At 41.1% G+C, this 24,792-nt stretch carries 6 protein-coding genes; all 6 read right to left on the bottom strand.

Going from position 1 to position 24,792, the window contains the following annotated elements; translation table 11 throughout:
- On the bottom strand, positions 1–2,688 hold a 2,688-nt coding region (locus JCM10596_RS21035; protein ID WP_025028797.1), incomplete at its 3' end, for a condensation domain-containing protein.
- An 80-nt stretch (positions 2,689–2,768) separates the two neighbouring features.
- Positions 2,769–5,288: a non-ribosomal peptide synthetase gene (locus JCM10596_RS28335; RefSeq protein ID WP_025028796.1), complete on the bottom strand. Its 2,520-nt coding sequence runs from the start codon at positions 5,286–5,288 to the stop codon at positions 2,769–2,771.
- Between the two features lie 52 nt (positions 5,289–5,340).
- On the bottom strand, positions 5,341–16,341 hold the full coding sequence (locus JCM10596_RS21025; protein WP_051541403.1) for a non-ribosomal peptide synthetase: 11,001 nt from the start codon (positions 16,339–16,341) through the stop codon (positions 5,341–5,343).
- An 81-nt stretch (positions 16,342–16,422) separates the two neighbouring features.
- A complete protein-coding gene (locus tag JCM10596_RS28330) occupies positions 16,423–20,901 on the bottom strand; it encodes a non-ribosomal peptide synthetase (protein ID WP_025028794.1) in 4,479 nt (1,492 codons plus the stop codon).
- A complete protein-coding gene (locus JCM10596_RS30955) occupies positions 20,898–23,768 on the bottom strand; it encodes a non-ribosomal peptide synthetase (RefSeq protein WP_267879724.1) in 2,871 nt (956 codons plus the stop codon). The genes JCM10596_RS28330 and JCM10596_RS30955 overlap by 4 nt, the downstream gene beginning before the upstream one ends.
- 11 nt (positions 23,769–23,779) lie before the next feature.
- Positions 23,780–24,792, bottom strand: a 1,013-nt coding sequence (locus JCM10596_RS30950; protein ID WP_034681977.1) for a condensation domain-containing protein, incomplete at its 5' end; no start/stop codon positions are given.

Below are 24,792 nucleotides of genomic sequence, written 5' to 3'. Positions count from 1 at the left end.
AGAGGTTAACCACATCGTAGTAATTTGATGTCTATTTAAGGCTTCTTCTAGTAATCCAGCATCTAAGATTACTTCGTCTTCTACTAAAACCAAGGTTAATCCGTTCAATAGGGCTCCCCAGATTTCAAAGGTAGACGCATCAAAGACCAAAGCTCCTGTTTGAAGAAGTGAATCTCCTGCCTTCAGCTCCACATAATCAGGATTGCAAACCAAGCGCATGACCCCACGCTGTGTCGCCATGACTCCCTTAGGTTTCCCTGTAGAACCTGAGGTGTAGATAATATACGCTACATCTTCTGCTGATGAATAACTAGTTTCTACATGCTCAGTAGATTGTTCTGCTTTCCCTGCTTGCTCCTTCAACTCTCCTTCAGCACTAAGGATTTTGGATAGAGTGATTTCCTCGCCCTGAAACATGATCTGCTCTTTTATCTGCTCTTGTGTAAGGAGAAGATTCACTCCAGCATCAGCTACCATGTACTGAATTCTCTCAACAGGATAATGAGGGTCAAGGGGAAGATACGCACCACCAGCTTTCACAATTCCCAAGATACCTATGATCATTTCAGGAGAACGCTCTGCCATAATTCCCACTACACTGTTAGGCTGAACATCGTGTTGACGTAACTTTCTAGCCACTTGACTTGCTTTTTCATTTAGTTCTTGATAACTCAGCTTCTGTTCACCAAAAACGAGGGCTACATGATCGGGAGTAAGGGTCACCTGTGCTTCAAATCGTTCGGCAAGACTTAATTCAGAAGGATAGTCCCGTTCGGTAGCATTAAACCTATAAAGCAGTTCTTCTCTTTCTAATTCTGAAAGGATTTCCATGTCCGATAGCTTATGATCAGGAAATTCTAGGATTTGTTGCAGCACATTGCGATAATGCTGGAAGAACCGTAGCATGGTTTCTTCTTTAAATAGTTTCGTAGAATACTCTAGATTAAATATAAGACCCTTATCTCCTTCGGCAGCATTCAGCGTAATATCAAATTTACTCGTTTTATGATCTAGTATGATAGGTTCAAGTCTAAGCTCATCCACATCCACTTTTGCTACATCTTGACTCTGGAGCACAAACACAGTATCAAAAATTGGGTTGCGGCTTAAATCCCTAGTTACACCTAACTTTTCAACGATTTGTTCAAAAGGGTACGTTTGATTTTCAAATGCTTGTAAGGCATTCTCCTTTACTTCCAATAGATACTGTCTAAAGGTCTTGCCTGCTTGTGGTTGATTTCTCATCGCTAGTGTATTGACAAACATTCCGATAAGTGGCTCTAAATCCGCATGCGCTCTTCCAGCAATTGGTGAACCCACTACAATATCTTCTTGGTTTGTATATTTTGAAAGTAAGATCGTATAAGCGGACAATAAAATCATATATAGGGATGTTCCTGTTTCTCTCCCCATAAACTTTAACTTGTCGGTCACTGTTTTTTCGAGAGTGAAAAATAAGCTTTTGCCTTCGAAGCTTTGAATCGAAGGTCTTGGATAATCCGTAGGCATATTTAGAACAGGGAGATCTTCTCCTAATTGTTTCAGCCAGTACTCTTCTTGCTTCTTTATTTGATCAGAGCGGAATAGAGTGCTTTGCCATACTGCATAATCCTTATATTGAAGGGATAGCTCGGGAAGCTCTGCTCCTTTATATAATGCGGAAAACTCTTTGATTAAAATGCCCATAGTCGCACCATCTGAAATAATGTGATGCATGTCGAATAGAAGAATATGCTGATTGTGATTGACTTTTACAAGACATACTCTAAAAAGAGGGGCTTGCTCTAAAACAAAGGCCTTCACAAATCGATCAAACAAAGCTTGCATTTGCTGTGCTTGCGCTTCATCCATTTTCGCCTGAACGGTCATAGGGTACTCCAGATATTCAATTTCACATTCTATTGAAGAATGAATGAACTGTACAGGTTCCCCATCCTTTATCTCAAAAGAGGTGCGCAAGCTCTCATGTCGACCGACCAGCTTCTGTAGCACATCGTGTAATCTAGACTTATCCAGATTTCCTTCAATAAGAATAGCTCCAGGCATATTATAGTTTCGATCTCCACCTTCTAAATTACTAAGAGCATAGATTCTTTTTTGGGCGGAGGAAACAGGATAGTATGGCTGTTTGTCTACCTTTTGAATCGAAGAATAAAGCATCACTTCAGAATGTTGGATACGCTCCGCCATTTTTTGTACTGTTGGATAGGTAAATATGTCTTTGATCATGATGGATACTTCAAAATCGCGCTGAATTTTAGAAACTAATGTTGTTGCTTTTAGGGAATGTCCTCCTAGGTCAAAGAAGTTATCATGAATCCCAATCGACTTCTCTTCTGCTATACCAAGAGTTTGCTTCCAAATATGTAAGAGCTTAGCCTCTGTTTCATTTCTTGGCTCTTCATACACATGACTAGAATGTATATGGTCGATCGGCTTCGGTAAAGCTTTTCTATCTATTTTCCCGTTTGGAGTTAAAGGCATTTGCTCTACCTGTACAAAATAAGACGGAATCATATAATCAGGCAAATAAGCAGTTAAGTCCTGTTTTAGCATTGGGATATCTTCTTCACGTGTCGAGGTGAAATAGGCGCATAAGGATTTTTGCCCTTCTTCATCCGCAGTAGCGACCACAATGGCTTCTTGAATCGCTTCGTTTTTCAATAGCTTGCTTTCAATTTCACCCAATTCAATCCGGTACCCCCTGATTTTCACCTGATGATCCATTCGCCCTAAGTATTCAATGCTTCCATCAGGGAGCCAACGGGCTATATCCCTGTTCGATACATCTGCTTCTGCGGATCATAAGGGTGAGTGACAAACCTTTCCTTCGTGATGTCTGGTTTATTTAAATACCCCCTCGCTAATCCCTCTCCAGCGATGCATAGCTCTCCTGCTACTCCAATAGGCTGCAAATGACCATTCTCACTTACTATCAGGATTTGTTTATTCAGAATCGGGCGACCGATAGATGGATTGCCCACAAGTTCTTCCGTACAAAGAGCCATACTGGCACACACGGTTCCTTCGGTTGGTCCATAGGCGTTAAAGAAGCGCCTTCCTCTCGCCCATCTTCGGGCAAGATCACCGGAGCAGGCTTCTCCTGCTACTATGAGAGTTTGTAGATCCGGAAGCTCCTCCTCAGGTAAAAGGGCAAGGGCTGCTGGTGGAAGCGTCAATGTTGTAATCCGTTTCTCTCTTACTAAGCGGATGAACGATGGACCGGGAAGCAGTCGGTCTTGCTCTTCCAGATATAAGCTAGCTCCTGTTAATAGACTCATAAAGATCTCCCAGACGGACGCGTCAAAACTGAAGGAAGCAAACTGGAGTACTCGACTCTCTGGACCTAGATCAAAGGCTTTTTTCTGCGTTTGTAGCAGATTGACGACTCCTCGGTGTTCAATCATCACTCCTTTTGGTTGTCCTGTAGATCCTGAGGTGTAGATCAAGTAAGCCAAATCTTCAGCGCCTGCCTGTGGTTCAAGGTTACTCTCTTCTTCCCCTTCATACTCAAACTGATCAAGCAGGAGCACCTCTCCTTGAAATTCAAGGGAATCGATCAGGTGAGTTATTCTGTGTTGACTTAATACAATATCGACCCCACTGTCTTGGAGCATGTACTGAATTCGCTCCGTGGGGTAGCTTGGATCAAGAGGAAGATAGGCTCCTCCTGCTTTTAGGACACCCATGATCCCAATGATCATCTCTAGGGAACGATCCATCAGGATTCCTACGATCGTATCGGGCTGAACTCCGTTTCGGCACAGTTTACGCGCCAATTGGTTGGCTCGTCTATTCAGCTCCTCATAGCTTAACGCTTTTTCTCCGAAGATCACTGCTTCTTGATGAGGGGTTACTCTTACTTGCTCTTCGAATAGTTCCGCTATGCTCTTCTCTCTTGGGTACGCTTCTTCTGTTTTGTTAAAATCATAAAGGATTTGCTCTATCTCTGGTTGCGTTAGCAGCTTCAGTTCTTGGATTCTAAGGTCAGGCTGAGAAATGATTTGATCCATCACAGAAGTGAGGTGCCCCATGATCTGTTCGATTGTTTGTTGATCATAAACTAGTTCATTGTAATGAAAAGCGATCTGCAAGCTGTTTCCAGGTGCGATAATCAGATTCAAATCATACGATGTTTGCTCAAATACTTCTACATTATGAAAAGAATAAGGGGATTGAGCATTGTTACTCATCTCTTTGATTTGTTGATCTACAGGATAATTCTCAAAGACCATTATATGATTCACTAACTCTTGTTTTAGTGCTGTACGTGCTTGTATCTCATATAAAGGATAAAAATCGTATTGGGCTGACTCTAAGGAATCCCTCTGTACTCTCTGAACACATTGCTCAAAAGATTCGTTATCCTTACTCATGATCCTAATGGGAATGGTATTGATAAACAAGCCGAGCATTTCCTCTACTCCGCGAATTTCAGCGGGGCGTCCTGATACGACCCCGCCGAACACAATATCGTTACAATTGTTATACCGCTGTAAAACAACTCCCCAGATTGTCTGTAATAAGGTATTTAATGTGACTTGATATCTTTTGGATAACGCATGTAGACGAGCGGTGCGTTCAGCACCTAGCTCAAAACCTTCTTTTGACGATCGATACCCTTCTGTCATTTTTTGTTCGCTCTTAATCAAACTTACTTGTTGCTCATAACCAGCAAGATAAGCATTCCAGTAATCATCTGCTTGTTGCTGATCTTGCTTCTCTAACCACTCAATATACCGTTTGTAGGGAGGTGCCTCTGGAAGAAGGATTGTATTATTCTCTACTAATTGCTGATAGATATAAAATGCCTCTTTGTAGATAAGAGGAACACACCAGCCGTCCATCAAAATATGATGAAAGCTCCATACCAAATGAAAGGAGGTTTCTCCTTTTTGTAGGACCGCAATTCTCATAAGAGGACCACGGGATAAGTTGAATCCCTTTAATCTGTCCTCTTTCTTAAATGTATCAATATAGGTCTTTTGCTCTTCCTTGGACATCGTCTGAAGATCTTCCACCTGTACTGGCAGCGGTTGGTGCTGCCAGACAATTTGTAAAATTTGTTCTCGGATAGACGTACTAAAAACGGTTCTTAAGATATCGTGTCTTTCGATTAATTGATTGATGCTTTGCTCGAACAAATCTATATGAAAAACACCCTCGATATCAACGGAAGTTTGTTCAAAATAGGCTGAAGAATACGGATTAGCCAAGCTGTGAAACAACATACCCTGCTGCATTGGCGTTAGCTTATAGACATTCTGAACTTTTTTTGTTTTATTCACTCAACACTCCTCCTCTTTCTTCTGTGTTTCCTGTCGTACAGTCCACTGACATTTACTCGTTGTGCTCTTCTTCAAGCTTTAGTAAGTCTTCCATGCTAAGATCATCAAACAAGAAATCGCTCGGAGTGAAGTCTGTATCTTCTTTGGCTGTGCAGTGCTTAATAATAGCAAGCAGATGTTGTTTATATAGTTGCCCCAAACCTTCAATCGTTTCTTTACAATAGTTCAAGCGGCTGTAATCAAAGGTGATTTGAAGCTGTTTATTACCAACTAAACCATTGATATTTAAAAGATAAAGAAACTGATTATGCGGACTTATAGAATTCCCTTGAGAGAACGGAGAGATTTGAAAAAGCTCACTTGGCAGATCTTCATCAAATTGACCCAAATAATTAAAACTAATCTGTGGCTGCTGATCCAAAGCAAAGATACCGTTTGGTTCTAGACTTTTTCTGGACTCTAGATTTGTTAGATACCTCAAAATACCGTAACCAATCCCTTTAGCAGGCACTCGATGTAGCTCCTCTTTTATTCTCTTCATTTTCGTAGCTAAATCCTCTTTTCGAACATCAAGCATAATCGGATATTGTGATGTAAACCAGCCCACTGTTCTAGTGACGTCAATATTCTCCAGCAGCTCTTCTCTGCCGTGCCCTTCAAGATTCACGATGACCTGCTCCATTCCAGACCATTCAGCTATTGCTAAGCCAAGGGCTGTTAGTAATAAATCATTAATCTCCGTATTGTACGCTTTGTTCGCTTCCTTCAATAAGCTGTCTGTTTCTTCCGTACTTAATCGAATGGTTATTTGTTCTATATCCTCATTCCGTGAGCTTCTCTCAGCTGTATAATCCTGCGGTAAAGGTTGGATTCCTTTTTCGACAATGTTCTTCCAATAGGAGTATTCCTCTAAAGCTTGCGGCAGATTGGCATATTGGTCTAACTGAGAAGACCATGTTTTGAATGAATCTGTTTTTGGTGGCAGGGCAATGGCTTCACCTCTTGAGGCTTGCTGATACCCTGTTGCAATATCTTCAAATAAAATTCGCCATGAGATGCCATCCACTACCAAGTGGTGTATCGAGATTAAGAGATGATCTCCTTGATCTGTCTGAAACAATCCTATTTTAACTAGAGGTCCATCCGTTAGATTCATGGTGCTTTGTAGCACGTTGGTGTTTGTCTGAATATACGATTGAACTTCATCTTCTGTATAATCACGAGGAACTTCAAAGATATCAAATGTAAATAATCGTTCAGCATCAACAGAGCGATTCCATGCGACATACCTACCCTCTTTCTCCTCGAAGATCAAACGAAGAGCATCGTGGTGTTCTACTATTTTTGAAAAGAGTTCTTGGAGGATTTCGGCACAAAAACCTTGCTCTCTAAATAGCATGACCGCCTGATTCCAATGATATGGTTCTGTGAATGCTTGTTCAAAGAACCAGCGTTGTATAGGGGTTAGCATAACTTCTCCCTCTACTGCTCCTTGATCAATCTGTTGAGTAATTGGGACAATATGATCTACTAGATCGATCATCCTTGGGTAGCGAAACAAGTCTTTAATCTCTAATTTATAGCCCATTTGATACAATCTAGAAGATACCTGTATCGCTTTAATGGAATCCCCTCCTAGTTCAAAGAAGTGATCCTTGAGTCCAAGCGTATCTACACCTAAAACCTGTTGCCAAATTTCAGCTAACTCTTTTTCCAATTTTGTATCAGGTTCCAGATACTCCGTTTCAATTCGCAACGAAGCAGTCGGTTGAGGAAGTGCCAGTCGGTCTACTTTTCCTGTTGCTGTTAGGGGGATTTGTCTAAGCTGTACAAAGTAGGAAGGAACCATATGCCCAGGTAATTTTCTAGCTAAGAATTCCCTTAGGTCTGTCGCTGATATGTCTAAAACAGCTGTATAATAGGCGCATAGCGCTTTATTTCCTTCATGATCATCTCTAGCTAAGACAATCGCTTCCGTAATCTCTTCGTAGTGTAGTAGCTGATTCTCAATCTCACCCAGCTCAATCCGATAACCACGGATTTTCACTTGATCATCCGTTCTTCCTAGAAACTCAATTTCTCCCTCAGGAAGCCACCTCGCTACATCTCCCGTACGATACATTTTCCTTCCCGGTTCGTATGGATTATCTACAAATCGTTCTGCGGTTAACTCTGGGTTGTTAATATACCCTCTGGCTAACCCTACTCCTGAGATACATAACTCTCCCATTACACCAATAGGCTGTAAATGATTCATAGGATCGACAATGTACAAGCGATAATTATCGATCGGTTTTCCAATGGACAGCTGGGCGGAAGCCAGCTCTTCATCTATTGGACAACGATAGTGCGACGCATTGACGGTTGCTTCGGTTGGCCCATAGGTATTCGATAAGCGCGTCCCATTCGGTTTACTCAACACTTCGATAAATCGAGCCGCATGATAAGGGCTTAGGGCTTCTCCACCGGAAAACACTTGCTTTAGGCTCTTGGCTCTGTGGCTCATACTCTGTTGCTCTACATACTCCACAAAGGGGTAAAGCATGGATGGAATAAAATGAATCATCGTAATTTGCTTTTGTTCTATCGTCTGTAAGATCACGGCAGGATCTTTCTCTCCCCCCGGTTCTAGTAAACACACCCTTGCTCCTGAAAGCATCCACCAAAACAACTCCCAGATCGAGGCATCGAAGGTAAAAGGAGTCTTTTGCAGGATTCGATCTTCAGCCGTTAAGGGGTATTCTCTCTGACTCCAATAGAGGAAGTTCAGGACAGAACGATGCTCAATCATCACTCCCTTAGGCTTCCCTGTCGAGCCTGAGGTGTAAATCACATACGCTATATCACTAGGATGACTTGGCGTTTCAAATGTTTCCTCTCCTTGAAGCAGAGGACTCAGCTCACCAAGCTCTTCCGCAAGCAGCTGTTCAAGGATCGCCGTTGGCTCTAAGAATCGGTCTACACATAGTTGTTCAATCTGGTGATCCCCTATTTCTGCGTGTTCAGCTTGGACAAGTAAGAGCTGTACACCACTATCCTCTACCATATAGGTGATTCGCTCTTTAGGATAGGAAGGATCTAGCGGCAGATAAGCACCACCAGCCTTAAGAATACCCATAATCCCAATCATCATTTCCAGTGAACGCTCCACCATAATCCCCACAATATGACCTGTCTGCACTCCTTTGTGCCTCAGCACCCGTGCCAGTTGAGTCGCTTTGTGATCCAGCTCTTCATAGGTAAGCTGCTGATTCTCAGACTCAACCGCAATATGCTGAGCATATGTAGCGGCTTGTCTAGCAAACAATTGATGAAGAGTGGTTTCTATCGGATGATTCACTTTGGTCTGATTAAAATCTACGAGAATCTGCTTTTCTTCTTTCTCTGTCACCAATCGGTATTCGTCTAGCCTTTTCTCTGGATCAGCCATGATTTGCTCTAGCACATACTCATAGCCGTTCAAAAACCGTTCCATCGTTTCTTTTTTGAAAAGTGATGTACTATATTCCAACAAGAAATGAAGCCCTTCCTCATCTTCATAGACATTCAATGTAAGATCGAATTTCGTCGTTTGATTCGATAAGGGATAAGGTTTAAGTTCAAGTCCTTCAAAGCTTAATACGGACTTATTTGTATTTTGTAGGGCAAACATCGTATCAAATAACGGATTGCGATTCATATTTCTTGTTAAGTCCAAGCGTTCAACCAGCTCTTCAAAAGGATAATCCTGATACTCATAGGCTTCTAATACCTTTCTTTTCACTTCTAACAGAAATTGACGATATGTTTTTTGGTGATCAGGCTGGTTACGTAACGCTAAGGTATTCACAAACATTCCAATCACGCGATCCAGATCTGGATGCTGTCTTCCAGCAATAGGGATACCTACAACAATATCTTCCTGTCCAGTATATTTAGAGAGAAGCGCATAATAAGCAGATAGCAATACCATAAATAAGGTCGTATTTGTGCTTCGTGCCAAGCTGTAAAGCTCACTAGACTGCTGCTTATCTAGAGTAAGGAACAGACGGTCACCCTCAAAACGTTGAACAGACGGTCTAGGAAAGTCGGTAGGCATATCTAAAACAGGGATTTCCCCTTCAAATGACGAAAGCCAGAAAGACTCCTGTTTTTTCATATATTCTGATTGATAACGTTCGTTCTGCCACTCAGAGAAATCCTTGTACTGTATGTTTAGTTCAGGTAATTCATTGCCGTAATATAGGCTTGTAAAATCTTTCGTCAGGATATTCAACGAGGTTCCATCAGAAATGATATGGTGCATATCTAAGATAAGATAATGCTTTTCTTGCCCTGTTTGAAGCAGAGTAGCTCGAAAGAGAGGTGCTTGAGCTAAGTGAAAAGGTTTAATCGTTTCTCTTATCCTTTGCTCAACCTGATCCTCATCAACATAGATGAATGAAAGCTGAAATTCTACATTTTGATAAATTCGTTGTACAGGCTGCCCATCTATCATTTCGAAGGATGTTCGTAGAGTATCATGACGTTTGATCAACTCTTGAAAAGCAGTTTGTACTTTATTTTGCTCTAGCCTTCCGGTAATAGAAAGTACACTAGGCATGTTATAACTTACATTACCCTCATCGAGCATACTTAAGACAAAGACTCTTTTTTGTGCAGATGATACGGCATAGTATTCTTTTTTCTCTGCTTGAAGAATAGATCTATATCGTTCAGGCTCTGCTTCATGGATACGCTGAGCTAGTTCTCTAATGGTTGCCCATTGAAAGATATCCTTTAAAGGGACACTCACTTGAAACTCTTGATAGATTTTAGCCACAAGGTTCGTAGCTTTTAAGGAATGTCCCCCCAGATCGAAGAAATCATCATCAACACCAATCAATATGTCTGCTGCTGGTGTCAGCACTTCTTGCCAAATGCTCACCAATTTCTTTTCTAATTCAGTGGAAGGAGCGATATACGTCCTGTTTTGTGCTCGTTTTCCTGTTATTTTGGCTAAGGCTGTTCGGTCAACCTTTCCTGTCGTTGTAACAGGCATTTTCTCAAGTTGAGCAAAGGATGATGGGATCATGTAGGAAGGAAGGTTTTGTGCCAAATGCTGCTTCAACTCTTCTATTTCTACCTCTCTTGCTGCTGTAAAATACACACATAGCCATTTGTCCCCAACCTGATCTGCCTGTGCTAAGACAATCGCTTCCATTATCCCTTCGTAGTGTAGGAGCTGATTCTCAATCTCACCCAGCTCAATCCGATACCCACGGATTTTCACTTGATCATCCGTTCTTCCTAGAAACTCAATTTCTCCCTCAGGAAGCCATCTCGCTACATCTCCTGTACGATACATTTTCCTTCCCGGTTCGTATGGATTATCTACAAATCGTTCTGCGGTTAACTCTGGGTTGTTGATATACCCTCTGGCTAACCCTACTCCTGAGATACATAACTCTCCCATTACACCAATAGGCTGTAAATGATTCATAGAATCGACAATATACAAGCGATAATTATCGATCGGTTTTCCAATGGACAGCTGGGCGGAAGCCAGCTCTTCATCTATTGGACAACGATAGTGCGACGCATTAACGGTTGCTTCGGTTGGCCCATAGGTATTCGATAAGCGAGTCCCATTCGGTTTACTCAACACTTCGATAAATCGTGCCGCATGATAAGGGCTAAGGGCTTCTCCACCGGAAAACACTTGCTTTAGGCTCTTGGCTCTGTGACTCATGTTTTGTTGCTCCACGTACTCCACAAAGGGGGAAAGCATGGATGGAATAAAATGAATCATCGTAATTTGCTTTTGCTCTATCGTCTGTAAGATCACGGCAGGATCTTTCTCTCCTCCCGGTTCTAGTAAACACACCCTTGCTCCTGAAAGCATCCACCAAAACAACTCCCAGATCGAGGCATCGAAGGTAAAAGGAGTCTTTTGCAGGATTCGGTCTTCTGCCGTTAAGGGGTATTCTCTCTGGCTCCAATAGAGGAAGTTCAGGACAGAGCGATGCTCAATCATCACTCCCTTAGGCTTCCCTGTCGAGCCTGAGGTGTAAATCACATACGCTACATCACTAGGATGACTTGGCGCTTCAAATGCCACCTCTCCTTGAGGAAGAGGACTCAGCTCACCGAGCTCTTTCGCAAGCAGCTGTTCAAGGATCGCCGTTGGCTCTAAGAATTGGTCTACGCATAGTTGTTCAATCTGGTGATCTCCTATTTCCGCGTGTTCAGCTTGGACAAGCAAGAGCTGTACACCACTATCCTCTACCATATAGTTGATTCGCTCTTTAGGATAGGAAGGATCTAGCGGTAAATAAGCACCACCAGCCTTGAGAATACCCATAATCCCGATCATCATTTCCAGTGAACGCTCCACCATAATCCCCACAATATGACCTGACTGCACTCCCTTGTGCCTCAGCACACGTGCCAGTTGAGTCGCTTTGTGATCCAGCTCTTCATAGGTAAGCTGCTGATTCTCAGACTCAACCGCAATATGCTGAGCATATGTAGCCGCTTGTCTAGCAAACAATTGATGAAGAGTGGTTTCTATAGGATGACTCACTTTGGTCTGATTAAAATCTATGAGAATTTGTTTTTCTTCTTTCTCTGTCACCAATCGGTATTCGGCTAGTCTTTTCTCTGGATCAGCCATGATTTGCTCTAGCACATACTGATAGCCGTTCAAAAACCGTTCCATCGTTTCTTTTTTGAAAAGTGATGTACTATACTCCAAAGAAAAGCTAAGCCTGTCTTCGCTTTCGGTCACATGTAAAGTGAGATCAAACTTACTAAAATGATGATCTAAAGAAAAACGTTCAAGCTGTAGATCATTGAAGCTTATTGTCGATTGATTTTGATGCTGCAAAGAAAACATGGTATCAAATAACGGATTCCTAGATCGTTCTCGATTTAACTCCAGACTCTCAACTAATTCTTCAAAGGGATACCACTGATTCTCATAAGCAGATAAAGTCATTTGTTTTACTTCTTCTAGAAAATCAATATATCTTTTCGTTCCTATTGGATTACTTCTTAGCGCTAGTGTGTTGACAAACATCCCCACAACCTTTTCTAAATCGGCATGGGGGCGACCTGCGATAGGTGAACCTACAATGATATCCTCCTGACCGCTATATTTGGATAATAAGACATAGTAGGCTGAGAGCAGGATCATATAGAGCGTTGACTCTGTTTTATCCGCCAGACGAGCTAGTTTTTGAAACACGTTGATATCTAACTCTACACTCACTCGATCTCCCTTAAAGCTAAAAGTGGAGGGTCTAGCATAATCCGTTGGTAGATTCAGAGTTGGAAGCTCTCCCTGGTATTGTTTTAACCAGTAGTTTTTTTGTTCAATAAGCAACTCCGACTTAAAAAACTCATGTTGCCATTCTGAGAAGTCTTTATATTGAATGTGTATCTCAGGAAGAGATTGCCGATTGTACAGCAGGGCAAACTCTTGGGTTAGTAAATCCATTGTTACTCCGTCAGAAATGATATGGTGCATATCTAAAATAAGTATGTATTGGTTCTCCCCTGTTTCTATCAGTCCAACTCGAAGGAGAGGAGCTTGTTCTAAATCGAATGGTTGAATAAAAGAACGAAGCTTTTCGTCCACTGTTTCTCTATTTATCTTCATAACTTCAAGCTGAAAATGAACCTCTTGATGTATTTTTTGGTGTGGGATTCCATCGATGATCCCGAATGAGGTTCGTAATGCTTCGTGTCGATCAATCAATTGTTGGAACACTTCTTCCAGCCATTCTTTATCTATGCTTCCTTCAATAGCTAAGGCTCCAGGCATGTTATAACTTAGCTTGTCCGTTTGTAGATTGTGTAAAATATAAAGTCTTTTCTGAGCGGAGGACAGGGTATAGTACTCTTTTTGTTGAGCAGGTTGAATCTCAATATGTTTTTTTGTTCTCCCTCGTTGTATTCGAAGAGCGATTTCTCTAATGGTTGGGTAATGAAAAAGCTCCTTCAACGTTAAGTCGACTTGAAATTCCTGATGGACTCTGGAAACAAACGTAGTTGCTTTTAATGAATGTCCCCCCAAATCAAAAAAGTGATCCTCAATTCCTAAGCTGCGTTCTCCCTCAATACCAAGAATCTCCTTCCACATCTGGACAAGGCGTTCTTCCATTTCATTGGTTGGAGCGACATATTCTCTTCTTCCTGTCGGCTGCTCGTCAGGTAAAGGCAATCTGCTTCGATCTACCTTTCCATTAGGAGTTAAAGGCATTGATCCAAGCTGTAGTATAAAGGTAGGGAGCATGTATTCAGGAAGCTTTCGAGAAAGATTCTTTCGCACTTCCTCAATGACTAGTTCCTCATCCGCAGTAAAAAATGAAACAAGATAGTGATTCCCTTCCGTATCTTTATCTGTGGTGACAACGGCTTCACGAATAGAAGGATGATTTAATATCTGACTTTCAATTTCCCCTATTTCAATTCTAAAGCCTCGAATTTTCACCTGATCATCCATGCGACCCACATATTGAATCGTTCCATCTGGTAACCATTTGGCAAGATCTCCGGTTCGATACATTCTTTCATTCGGACAGAAAGGATTGTGACTAAATCGTTCTGCGGTCCAGTCCGGCTTGTTGTAGTAGCCGCGCCCCACTGCTTCACCCGATATATAGAGCTCCCCCTCTACCCCAATAGGAACAGGTTGTAAACTACGATCTACTATCAAAATTTTGGTATTAGAAATAGGATGTCCGATCGGAGGCAGTTCCTCTGAATGCTGCTTCGGATTTATCGTATAGGTTGTTGCTACATGGGTTTCAGAAGGACCATAATGATTATGCAAGTACACATGATTGCGCTCCAGATACTCCCGCAAGCGCTGAGAAACGATCAACTGCTCTCCAGCCGTAATAATGTGCTTTACGCATTTAGGAAAAAGCTCCACATAGGCTGGCAGATGAAAAATAAATTTTAAAAATGAAACGGGTAAATACAATACATTAATCTGAGATTCTTCAATTCGCTTAAAGAGCTTCTCAGGTATCTGTCTCGTTTCCTCATGAATCAAATGTAGTTCACTGCCATATAACAGTGCTGAAAAGATCTCCTGATAGGATACGTCAAAGCTGATCGTTGTAAATTGCAGGATTTTAGCTGGATGTGGAATAGTTGTCTTGGTTGCTTGATAGTGAAGCAGGTTGACCATATTACGATGCTCAATCATGACACCCTTAGGTTTCCCTGTTGTTCCTGATGTATAGATGACATAGGCTAGGTGATGTGGTTCTGTAATAGACTCAAGGTTTGAAGTATTCTCTGGATGAAATAAATCAGGATTGTTCATATTGATCACTTCACCTGAAAAGAGAGCAGAATGGCGATTCTGTTCGCTAATAAGCAACCATTTTGTCTGGCTATCCTCTAGCATGTATTGAATACGTCCTTCAGGGTATTGAGGATCAAGAGGAAGATACGCACCTCCTGCTTTTAAAACAGCTAGAATACTAATGATCATCTGCGGAGAACGCTCTATCATAATACCGACCAGCTGATCTGCTGCCACACCCTTTTGTCGTAAATAGAATGCCAGTTGATTTGCTTTTTTGTTTACCTTTTCATACGTTAATCTCTCCCCCTCAAATTCAATGGCAATCTTATCTGGGGTACGTGCTACCTGCTCCTCAAATAAAGCATGAAGAGTTTTATCAGAAGGATACTCTGCTTCTGTAGCATTATAATCAAATACCACTTGTTGCTTTTCTACTTCTGAAAGGATAGAGATCTCTTCAATTGGAATGGTCGGATGTGTAATCACTTGATCAATGACATGAGCAACATGCCCCTTAATCCGCTCGATTTCCTGTCTTTCATAGACGAAAGCATTATATTCAAAATGAATGCTGATACGTTCTCCTGGAACAACCATCAAGAAAAAATCATAGTTTGTCTGTTCATAAATTTGGATATTGCGAATCTGAAGGGAAAGATAGTCTTGATCTAAGAATTTCTCCATCTGTTCTTCCACCGGATAGTTTTCAAATACCATAATATGATGAATTAATTCTTGTTTTCTCTCTGACTGTACTTGAATATCATACAGCGGATAATAATCATATGGCTTTGACTCTATGGAAAGCTGCTGACTCCGCTCTAGACAAGTAAGAAAGGATTCCTTCTCTGTACATGTGATTCGAACAGGAATCGTGTTAATAAAGAGTCCTACCATTTCCTCAATTCCTGGAATCTCTGAAGGTCTGCCAGATACAACAGCACCAAATACAACATCGTTGGATGAGTTATATTTTTGGAGGACGATGCCCCAGATCATCTGTAGCAACGTACTTTGGGTTACCTGTGCCTGTTGAATGAGGTGATTTAGCTGCGCTGTTTGTTCCTTCGTAATCTCCAATACCACCTGCTCTTTTTGATATCCCTCAGCCTGCTTTTTTCTTCTTCCAGGAAGATTCAGGTTTAAGTCATACCCTTCAAGATACCTCTTCCAATAAGCAGCGGCATCCTCCATATTTTGATTCTCTAACCAGTCAATATAACGAACATAGGGGGTAACTGGAGGAAGAGAAGGTCTCTTCTGCTCCAGTAATTGTTGATACATCTGAAAAACTTCCTTGATGACAAGAGACATGCACCAGCCATCCATTAAAATGTGATGAAAACTCCAGATTAAGTGATACGCTACATCACTTTTCTGCAAAACAGAAACTCTCATAAGAGGACCACGAGTCAAGTCAAATCCAGCATGACGATCCTTCTCTCTAAACATCTCTACATATTTTTCTTGGTTCGAGGTACTTATACTGCTGAGATCTTCATAGTGCACCTGGAAATGCTGCTTCTCCAATACAATCTGTAAGGGCTGTTCGGGTATATACATACTAAAAATTGTTCTCAGTACATCATGTCTTTCTACTAGGTGATGAAGACTCTGTTCAAATACTTTGACATTGAATTGACCTTCAATATCAAAGGAGGTTTGTTCAAAATAAACAGATGATTCTGGTTCCGCCAGACTATGGAACAACATGCCTTTTTGCATTGGAGTTAGAGTATACATATTTTCTATTTCTGTCATTTGTGACATGGTTATTCTCCTCCCTCTTTACATTTCTACTTGATCACGTTCTAATCGCCTGATGGAGTAAAAACTTCATCAGATGAAAGGCTACTTTATTGTAGATTTGATATGGTCTCTTAAAGCCTGAAACTTCTCTAAACTCATATTTTTATAGCCCATATCACTTGGAGTTCGTTCAACACGCTCCTTGTTCACACAGTGCGTGATAACCTCCGCTACATGTTTATGAAAAAGGGTGGAAAGATTTTCAATAGTTTCTTGACGGTATTCTTTTGTGCTGTAATCGATCGTCATCTGTAATTGCTTATTGACTACAAGTCCATTAATATTGAGCACATAAGGAGCTTGACCTTCAAGACTCATCATATTCCCCCTTGGATAAGAAGACATTTTCATAAACTGATTGGACATCTCCGCGTCAAACTGACCTAAATAATTAAAACTAATCTCTGGAATAACGCTCCATATACTAGATTGCTCTTGATTCTTTTCATCTAGCAAATCATCCTTGTCTAGACTCAAATACTTCAAAATACTATAGCCAATTCCTTTATTAGGGACACGATGCAACCCTTCTTTCACCCGCTTGATTTGGTCAGAGAGGCTTTCCTGATACATCCGCAGTACAACTGGATATTGGGAGGTAAACCAGCCTACTGTACGGCTGATATCAAGCTCCTCGACAATCTTTTCTCTGCCATGCCCTTCTAGGTTTATCATAAACTCTTCTATTCCAGACCATTCTAGAATGGCTAAGCCTAGTGAGGTTAATAGTAAATCATTAATCTCTGTGTTATATGCTTTGTTCGCTTCTTTTAAGAGAAGCTCTGTCTGCTCAAGCGTTAGATGTACCGTAACTTGCTCTATTTCCTTTAAAAGAGAAGGCTCTTGCGTAGGAAAATCCTTTGGTAGCTTAGATCCTATTGACTGTTCTAGTTCTTCCCAATATGCCCTTTCCTGTTTTACTTTAGCGCTTTGCGCATATTGTACAAGCTGTTCAGACCAAGAGAGATAGGAATCTGTTTTTTGAGGGAAAACAATAGATTGTCCTTGTAAGACTTGCTCATAGCCCATTGCCAAGTCTTCGGTGAGAATACGCCAAGATATCCCATCGACTACAAGATGATGAATCACAATGAGTAAATGATCTCCTTCTTCTGTCTGAAACAAACCTACTTGTACTAAAGGACCCGTTTCTAATTGTATAGCGCTCTGCAATTGGTTCGCTTCACATTCGATATACCTGCGGATTTCCTCCTCTGTACTCGCTTGTGACCTTAGATCAAAAACGTGAAGGGAATATTCTTCTGCGCTAGCCACTCCTCTATTAAAAGCAATGATTTGATCAGTCTGCGGTTCAAAAACCATTCGTAGACTATCATGATGTTCCATGATTTTTTGCAAGACTTGGTGAAGAATCTCTGCATCAAACCCTTCCTGACGATAGAGCATAATGGACTGATTCCAATGATGCTGATCTGTAAAGTTCTGTTCGAAAAACCAAGATTGGATAGGTGTAAGAGGAACTTCACCCTCCACAGGTCCTTGGTCAATCTTCCGTGTTACGATTCGCACATGTGGGCTAAGCTCAGCAATCGTTGGGTAGCGAAAAATATCTTTGATTTCAACTTTATATCCTTCTTGGAATAGCCGAGCTGATACCTGAATGGCTTTAATCGAATCTCCACCTAATTCAAAAAACGGATTCTCAATCCCAATATTCTCAATTCCTAATACCTTCTCCCAAATATCCTTGAGTCTTTCTTCAACCTCATTGCGCGGTGCCAGATAGCTTTGACCTTTCATCATCAACTTAGCGGGCTCGGGTAAAGCCTTACGATCAATTTTTCCATTGCTAGTCATCGGCATTTTATCTAAGGTGACAAAATAAGAAGGAACCATATAATTCGGCATATCTTGGATAAGAAAGGCTCTAAGCTCAGAAACTTCTACTTCTCGGCTTGCCACAAGGTACGCACACAGGGCTTTATGCCCTTCCTGATCTTCATTCGCTAGGACAAGTGCCTCGCTGATCTCAGGATGCATGAGTAATCTGTTTTCAATCTCTCCTAATTCGATTCGGTATCCTCGTATTTTTACCTGATGATCCACTCTTCCTAAGTAAATCATTTCTCCATCAGGCAACATCTTGACTACATCTCCTGATCGATACAGGATTTCGTTAGAATGATACGGATTCGGAATAAATTTTTCTGTAGTAAGCTCCGGTCTGTTCAAATATCCTCTTGCTACTCCTTCCCCTCCAACGTATAATTCTCCCTCAACTCCAATAGGAACTAATTTCTGATTCTGATCCATAATGTAGGCATTAAGTGTTGGGATCGGCTTCCCTATATTACTGACGTTCGATTCTACTTCAACTGAGGTGATTTCTTTATACGTTACGTGGACCGTTGTTTCTGTAATTCCATACATATTGATGAGCTTAACTGTCGGGTGATTGTCCATCCAAGCTTTCAATTTAATAGGTTGTAAAGCTTCCCCTCCAAAGATGACATAGCGCAGAGAAAGTTCCGTATTTGGTTGGAGAAGGTCTTCATTCGCAAAGTGATAGAAAGCCGTCGGCGTTTGATTCAATACCGTTACCTTTTCTGCTTTTACTAATTTGTAGAATTCACCTGTATTTTTTGCTGTATCCCGTGATACGATAAGCAGCTTACCTCCATACAGCAGTGCCCCATACATTTCCCATACCGAGAAGTCAAAGCACATCGAATGAAACATGGTCCACACATCGCGCTCTGTGAAATCAAAAGGCATCTTGTCATTATGCAATAAGCGAACAACATTACGATGTTCAATGGACACACCTTTTGGTACACCTGTGGAACCAGAGGTATAAATGACATAAGCCATATCCTGTGCCGTGTTAACAGGACTAAGATTTTCTGCGTCCTCCAGAGCTAGGCTTTCGCTAGAATGATCATAATAAATAATGTCAAGATGCAAGCTCTCCGAAACGGAGGCAGGACAAGCCTCTCTACTGGTTATGAGTAGCTCAGCATGACTATCTATCAGCGTAGAAGTAATTCTACTTTCTGGATATTCTGGATCAATAGGTACATAGGCTCCCCCTGCCTTAAGAATGGCTAACATAGCAACCACCATGTCTAGTGAACGATTCACCATTAATCCGACTAGAGAATCTGGCTTCACTCCTTTTTTTCTTAATAGCCTTGCCAGTTGGTTTGCCTGCTTGTTTAATACCTGGTACGTTAGCGTCTGGCCCTCATAACTCACAGCTATGTGATCAGGAGTTACCTTCACTTGCTCCTCAAATAGCTCATGAATGGTTTTCTCTCTAGGGTAACCCACTTGCGTTGATTGAACTTGTAGTAATAATTGTTGTTGCTCCTCCATTGTCAGGGGAGTGATCTCGGAAAGCAGCGTATGTTCGTTACCTGTCATTTGTTCCAAGACCGTTATATAATGCTGCATCATTCTTTCCATTGTTGCTTTCTTAAATAAGGCTGTGCTGTATTCCAAGCTTACTTCCAGTCCCTTTTCCGTTTCTATTACAGTTAAGGTTAGATCAAACTTACTGGTTCTATCATTAATTGGATAGAGAGTAAGAGTAAGGCTTCCTAGATCTATGTTTTCTGGACGGTTTTGCTGTAAAACAAACATGACGTCAAAAATGGGATGACGACTTACATCTCGTTGCACTTTTAGCTGATCAATTAATTTTTCAAATGGATAATGCTGATTTGCAAAAGCTTCTACTGCATGTTCTTTGACTTCATGGATAAATTCCAACACCGTTTTTTGATGGCTTGGATAGTTACGCATCGCTAATGTGTTGACAAACATGCCTAGCACTTGTTCTATATCAGCATGATGTCTACCCGCTATCGGTGAGCCCACGATGATATCTTCTTGTCCTGTATACTTGGAAAGCAATATGTTATAACCAGCCAGTAATACCATATAGAGTGTAGCCCCTGAATCCTGTGCTAATTGATGCAGCTTCTCTACCTGAAGCTCATTCAAAAATAGCGCCATTCTCTCTCCCTCAAACGTTCGGGTAGAAGGTCTGGGATAATCCGTTGGTAGATTCAAGATGGGCAGTTCTTCTCCTAAAGTTGAGAGCCAGTATTGTTCCTGAGGTTTGATTTGCTCTGTTTTAATCCATTGATTTTGCCACTCTGAGTAGTCTTTATACTGCACTCTTAATTCTGGTAGCTCTTCCCCTTGGTATAGCTTCGCCACCTCATCAATCAAGATGCTCATGCTTGTGCCATCCGAAATAATATGATGCATATCAAATAGTAAAAGTGATGTATTTTGATCGGTTTGCACAATGCTAACTCTTAACAGTGGTGCTTCCGTTAATTCGAAAGGCTTCACAAAATCCTGCATGATTCTCTCTAGTTCTTCTTCGTCCGCTTCTAAATAACCGAGTTTAAAATCGACTTCTTTATGCACTTTTTGTACAGGTTCCCCGTTTTCCATTTCAAAGGATGTGCGTAGAATTTCATGACGCCGAAGCATTTCTTTGAAGGCTTGTTCAAAGAGTTCATGATTGAGATTTCCTTGAATCATCATGCTCCTGGGAGGTTATAGCTGCTCTCTCCGCCCTCGAGTAAACTTAGAAAATAGAGTCTTTTTTGAGCAGAAGATAACGAATAAGAGATTTTTTCCTCCGCTCTGACAATCGGCTGAAAGCGTTTCGACTTCATCTTTTCAATGCGCCCGGCAAGCTGTTCAATCGTTGGATATTGAAAGACCTCTTTTATCGGCAGATCAACATGAAATTTTTTTTGAATTTTGGAAATGAGTACAGCCGCTTTTAGAGAGTCGCCCCCGCGAGTAAAAAAGGAATCACAAACTCCTATTCTCGCAAGATCTTCCTCCATTCTTTCTTCATTTTCTTTTACTAATCCTAGCGTTTCTTGCCAAATTTGAACTAGCTTCCTTTGTATATCATTTTGAGGTGCGACATAATCTGTATCGCTCTGACTCTCTAGCAGAGGTTCAGGCAAGTCTTGACGATCTATTTTTCCATTTGGTGTAAGCGGAAATTCCTCTAACTCTATAAAAGCACTAGGAATCATAAATTCAGGCAATTCTTCTACTAATTTCTCCCGTATACTTTTGCTCTGTATTGGTTCCTTTACTGTATAGTAAGCACATAAGAAGCTGCTTCCCGCTTGATCCTGTTTCATGACAACCAATGCTTTATTGATCTCACTGAATGTAAGCAATTGCGCTTCGATTTCACCTAGCTCAATACGATAGCCTCTAACTTTGACTTGATCATCCATTCTTCCCAGATATTCAATACTTCCATCAGCAAGCCAGCGAGCCAAGTCCCCCGTACGATACATGCGCTGCCCCTCTTCAAAGGGGTTCTGGACAAATTTTTCTGCGGTTAATGCAGGCTGATGCAAATAGCCTCGTGCCAATCCCGCTCCAGAAATGCATAGCTCTCCCGGTACTCCTATTGGTTGCAATTGTTGATCTGCATTTAGAATATAAATACTTGTATTATCGATAGGTTTACCGATAGGCAACAAATGACCTTGACCCGAGATAACTCCACTTGTAGCTACTACCGTATTTTCTGTTGGACCATAATTATTGATCAATTGATAGGATTGCGGACGAAAAGTCTTAAGATGGTCTCCTCCTGTCAATAAAATTCTTAAAGACTTGTTTTCTAATGCTAAAAATTGTTCACAAAGCGGAGTAGGTAAGAAACTGATTGTAATATGATGCTTTTCAAAGTAATGATGTAAGCTTCTTACATCTATTCTTTCGGCTAAAATATGGATCGTAGCTCCTGTTAGTAAGTAAGGGAAGATTTCCCACACAGAAGCATCAAAGCCAAAACCGGCTAACTTCGTACTTCGATCTTGCTCTGTGACGTCAAAAGCACGTACATGCCACTTACATAGATTATGCAATCCTTGATGCTCGATCATAACTCCCTTTGGTTTTCCAGTTGAACCAGAGGTATAGATTACATAGGCAAGGTCATCAAGGCTTTGTTCTTTTTCTAGATTTGATGTTTCTTCTTGAATAAATAGAGAGCCTTCTACATTTAGTTTTTCAATATGTGAATGAATTCCAGAAGCACGCTCGTCTACTTGTTGCTGAGTAAGCAAGAGGTTTACCTTGCTGTCCGTTAACATATGATTTATTCTCTCCGTTGGATAATGGGGATCGATCGGAAGATAAGCCCCTCCAGCTTTTAGAATTCCTAAGACACCTACTATCATTTCTAATGAATGATCCACCATGATTCCAACAATATCATTTGAATGAAGTCCTTTTTTCTGTAGAACTCGTGCAATTTGATTGGCTCGAGCGTTTAGCTCCTGATAGGTCAATGTCTTATCTTCAAAGACAACAGCTAGCTGATCAGGAGTTCGTTGAGCTTGTTCCTCTATTAATTGATGCACCGGACGAACGATGTCATCTCTTCTCTCCGTCCGATTAAATGAAACAAGCAATTGTTGTTTCTCTTCTTCCGAGGTCAATTCGATTTCCGCTATTGTTTTCTCAGGAGAGCTACCGATTTCTTTTAAAACATACAGGTAATGAGCTAACAATCGGTGCATCGTATCTTCTCTGAATAGTTTCGTAGAATACTCCAGAGTGAAACGAATACCATCATCCACAATGACCCCGTTTAAGGTTAAATCAAACTTCGTTATCCCAGAATGATATGGATAGAGTTTGAGCCTTCCATCACCTAAATCAATGGATTGAAAAGCCGTATTTTGCAATGCAAACATCGTATCAAAAATCGGATGACGACTTGCATCCCTTGCCTTATCTATACGCTGAACTAATTCATCGAATGGGTATTCCTGATGATCAAATGCCATTAAAACATTGTTTCTTACCTCTAGTAAAAATTCCTTATACCCTTTTTGTCTAACTGGAAAGTTTCTCAGTGCTAAAGTGTTAACAAACATACCAATGAGAGATTCTATGTCTACTTGTTGCCTTCCAGAAATGGGTGAACCAACAATAATATCTTCCTGCCCTGTGTATTTATGCAGCAGGATATTGTACGCAGAAAGTAAAATCATGTAGAGGGTACATCCTGTTTCTTGTGCTAATCTATTTAGCCGCTCCACCTCTGAAAACGGGAAGTGAAGTGTCACACTACTCCCTTCATGACTTTGAATTGCGGGTCTAGGATAATCTGTTGGCATGTTTAATATAGGGAGTTCTCCTTGCAAGCTCGTCAACCAATATTTCTCCTGTTGCTGGAATGGATCCGATGTAAACTGATTTACTTGCCAAGCAGCAAAATCTTTATAATGAATAGCAAGTTCTGGCAGACTTTCCCCCTTATAGAATGCTGCTATTTCCTTCATCATCATTTCTATGGAGAGTCCATCTGAGATAATATGATGCATATCAAAGAGAAGAAAACATTTTTCATCCCCCTGCTGAATGATACGGGCTCTTAGTAAGGGAGCTTGTTGTAAATCAAAGGTTGAACAAAATCCTTCATCATTTCTTCGATCGTCGGTTCCTGTGTTCGAACTGTAGTTTGGTAAACTTCCAGATTCCTAGACGGATCGTGAAGTTTAAAATCCACCTTTTCGTTTATAATCTGCACTACTTCTTGATCTATCATTTTAAATGTTGTACGTAACCCTTCATGGCGCTCAATAAGCAGATTAAATGCTTTCTCTAATCTTTCAATATCTACCTTCCCCTCAAGAAGAAGAACACCGGGCATATTGTAATGGATCTGCTGTTGATCAAATTGGCTCAGTAAGTACATTCTTTTTTGGGAAAACGAAACAGGATAATACTCCTTTTTTTCTAGTGATGGAATGGGAGCGTGATCTATTTTCTGTCCTTGCTGAATTCTTTTTGCCATTCCTTGAATTGTTGGGTCCTTAAATACTTCAGGTAAAGGCAAATGGACATGAAAGCTCTGTTTGATTCTATTAAGCAATTCCATAGCTTTTAACGAATGACCACCCAACTCAAAAAAATGATCAAGGACACTGATTCTAGGTTCTTCACTCTTCGTCTTTCTATCAAGTTGAAGAACCTCTCTCCAAATTTTTACTAGCATTTCCTCCACTTCATTACGAGGAGCAACGAATTTTGTTCCTGACTGATTCGCTCCACTTGGCTCAGGTAACGCAGTTCGGTTGACTTTCCCATTGGGAGTTAATGGCAGTCGTTCTACTTGAACAAAATAGGAAGGGATCATATAAGGTGGTAAGTCTTTCATTAATTGTCCACGCAGTTCAGTAAGATCCTTTGATTCTGTTGCACTAAAGTAAGCACATAGTACCTTGTCCCCATCTTGCCCCTCGCGAACGGTGACAAATGCCTCTTCTATTCCTTCTAGTTGGACTAAATGATTCTGTATCTCTCCTGGCTCAATCCGATATCCCCTAATCTTCACTTGCTGATCCATTCTACCTAGATACTCTAACGTTCCATTGGGTAGCCATC

The organism is Caldalkalibacillus mannanilyticus JCM 10596, from assembly GCF_000615945.1.
GTDB lineage: Bacteria > Bacillota > Bacilli > Caldalkalibacillales > JCM-10596 > Bacillus_AT > Bacillus_AT mannanilyticus.
Note: the sequence above shows the minus strand (reverse complement) of the source record. Positions and strands in the feature narration are given on the sequence as shown.

Coding starts and splice junctions, on each gene's coding strand:
- JCM10596_RS21025 (WP_051541403.1), bottom strand. CDS start 16,341: ATGTCACAAATGACAGAAATAGAAAATATGTATACTCTAACTCCAATG.
- JCM10596_RS28330 (WP_025028794.1), bottom strand. CDS start 20,901: ATGATGATTCAAGGAAATCTCAATCATGAACTCTTTGAACAAGCCTTC.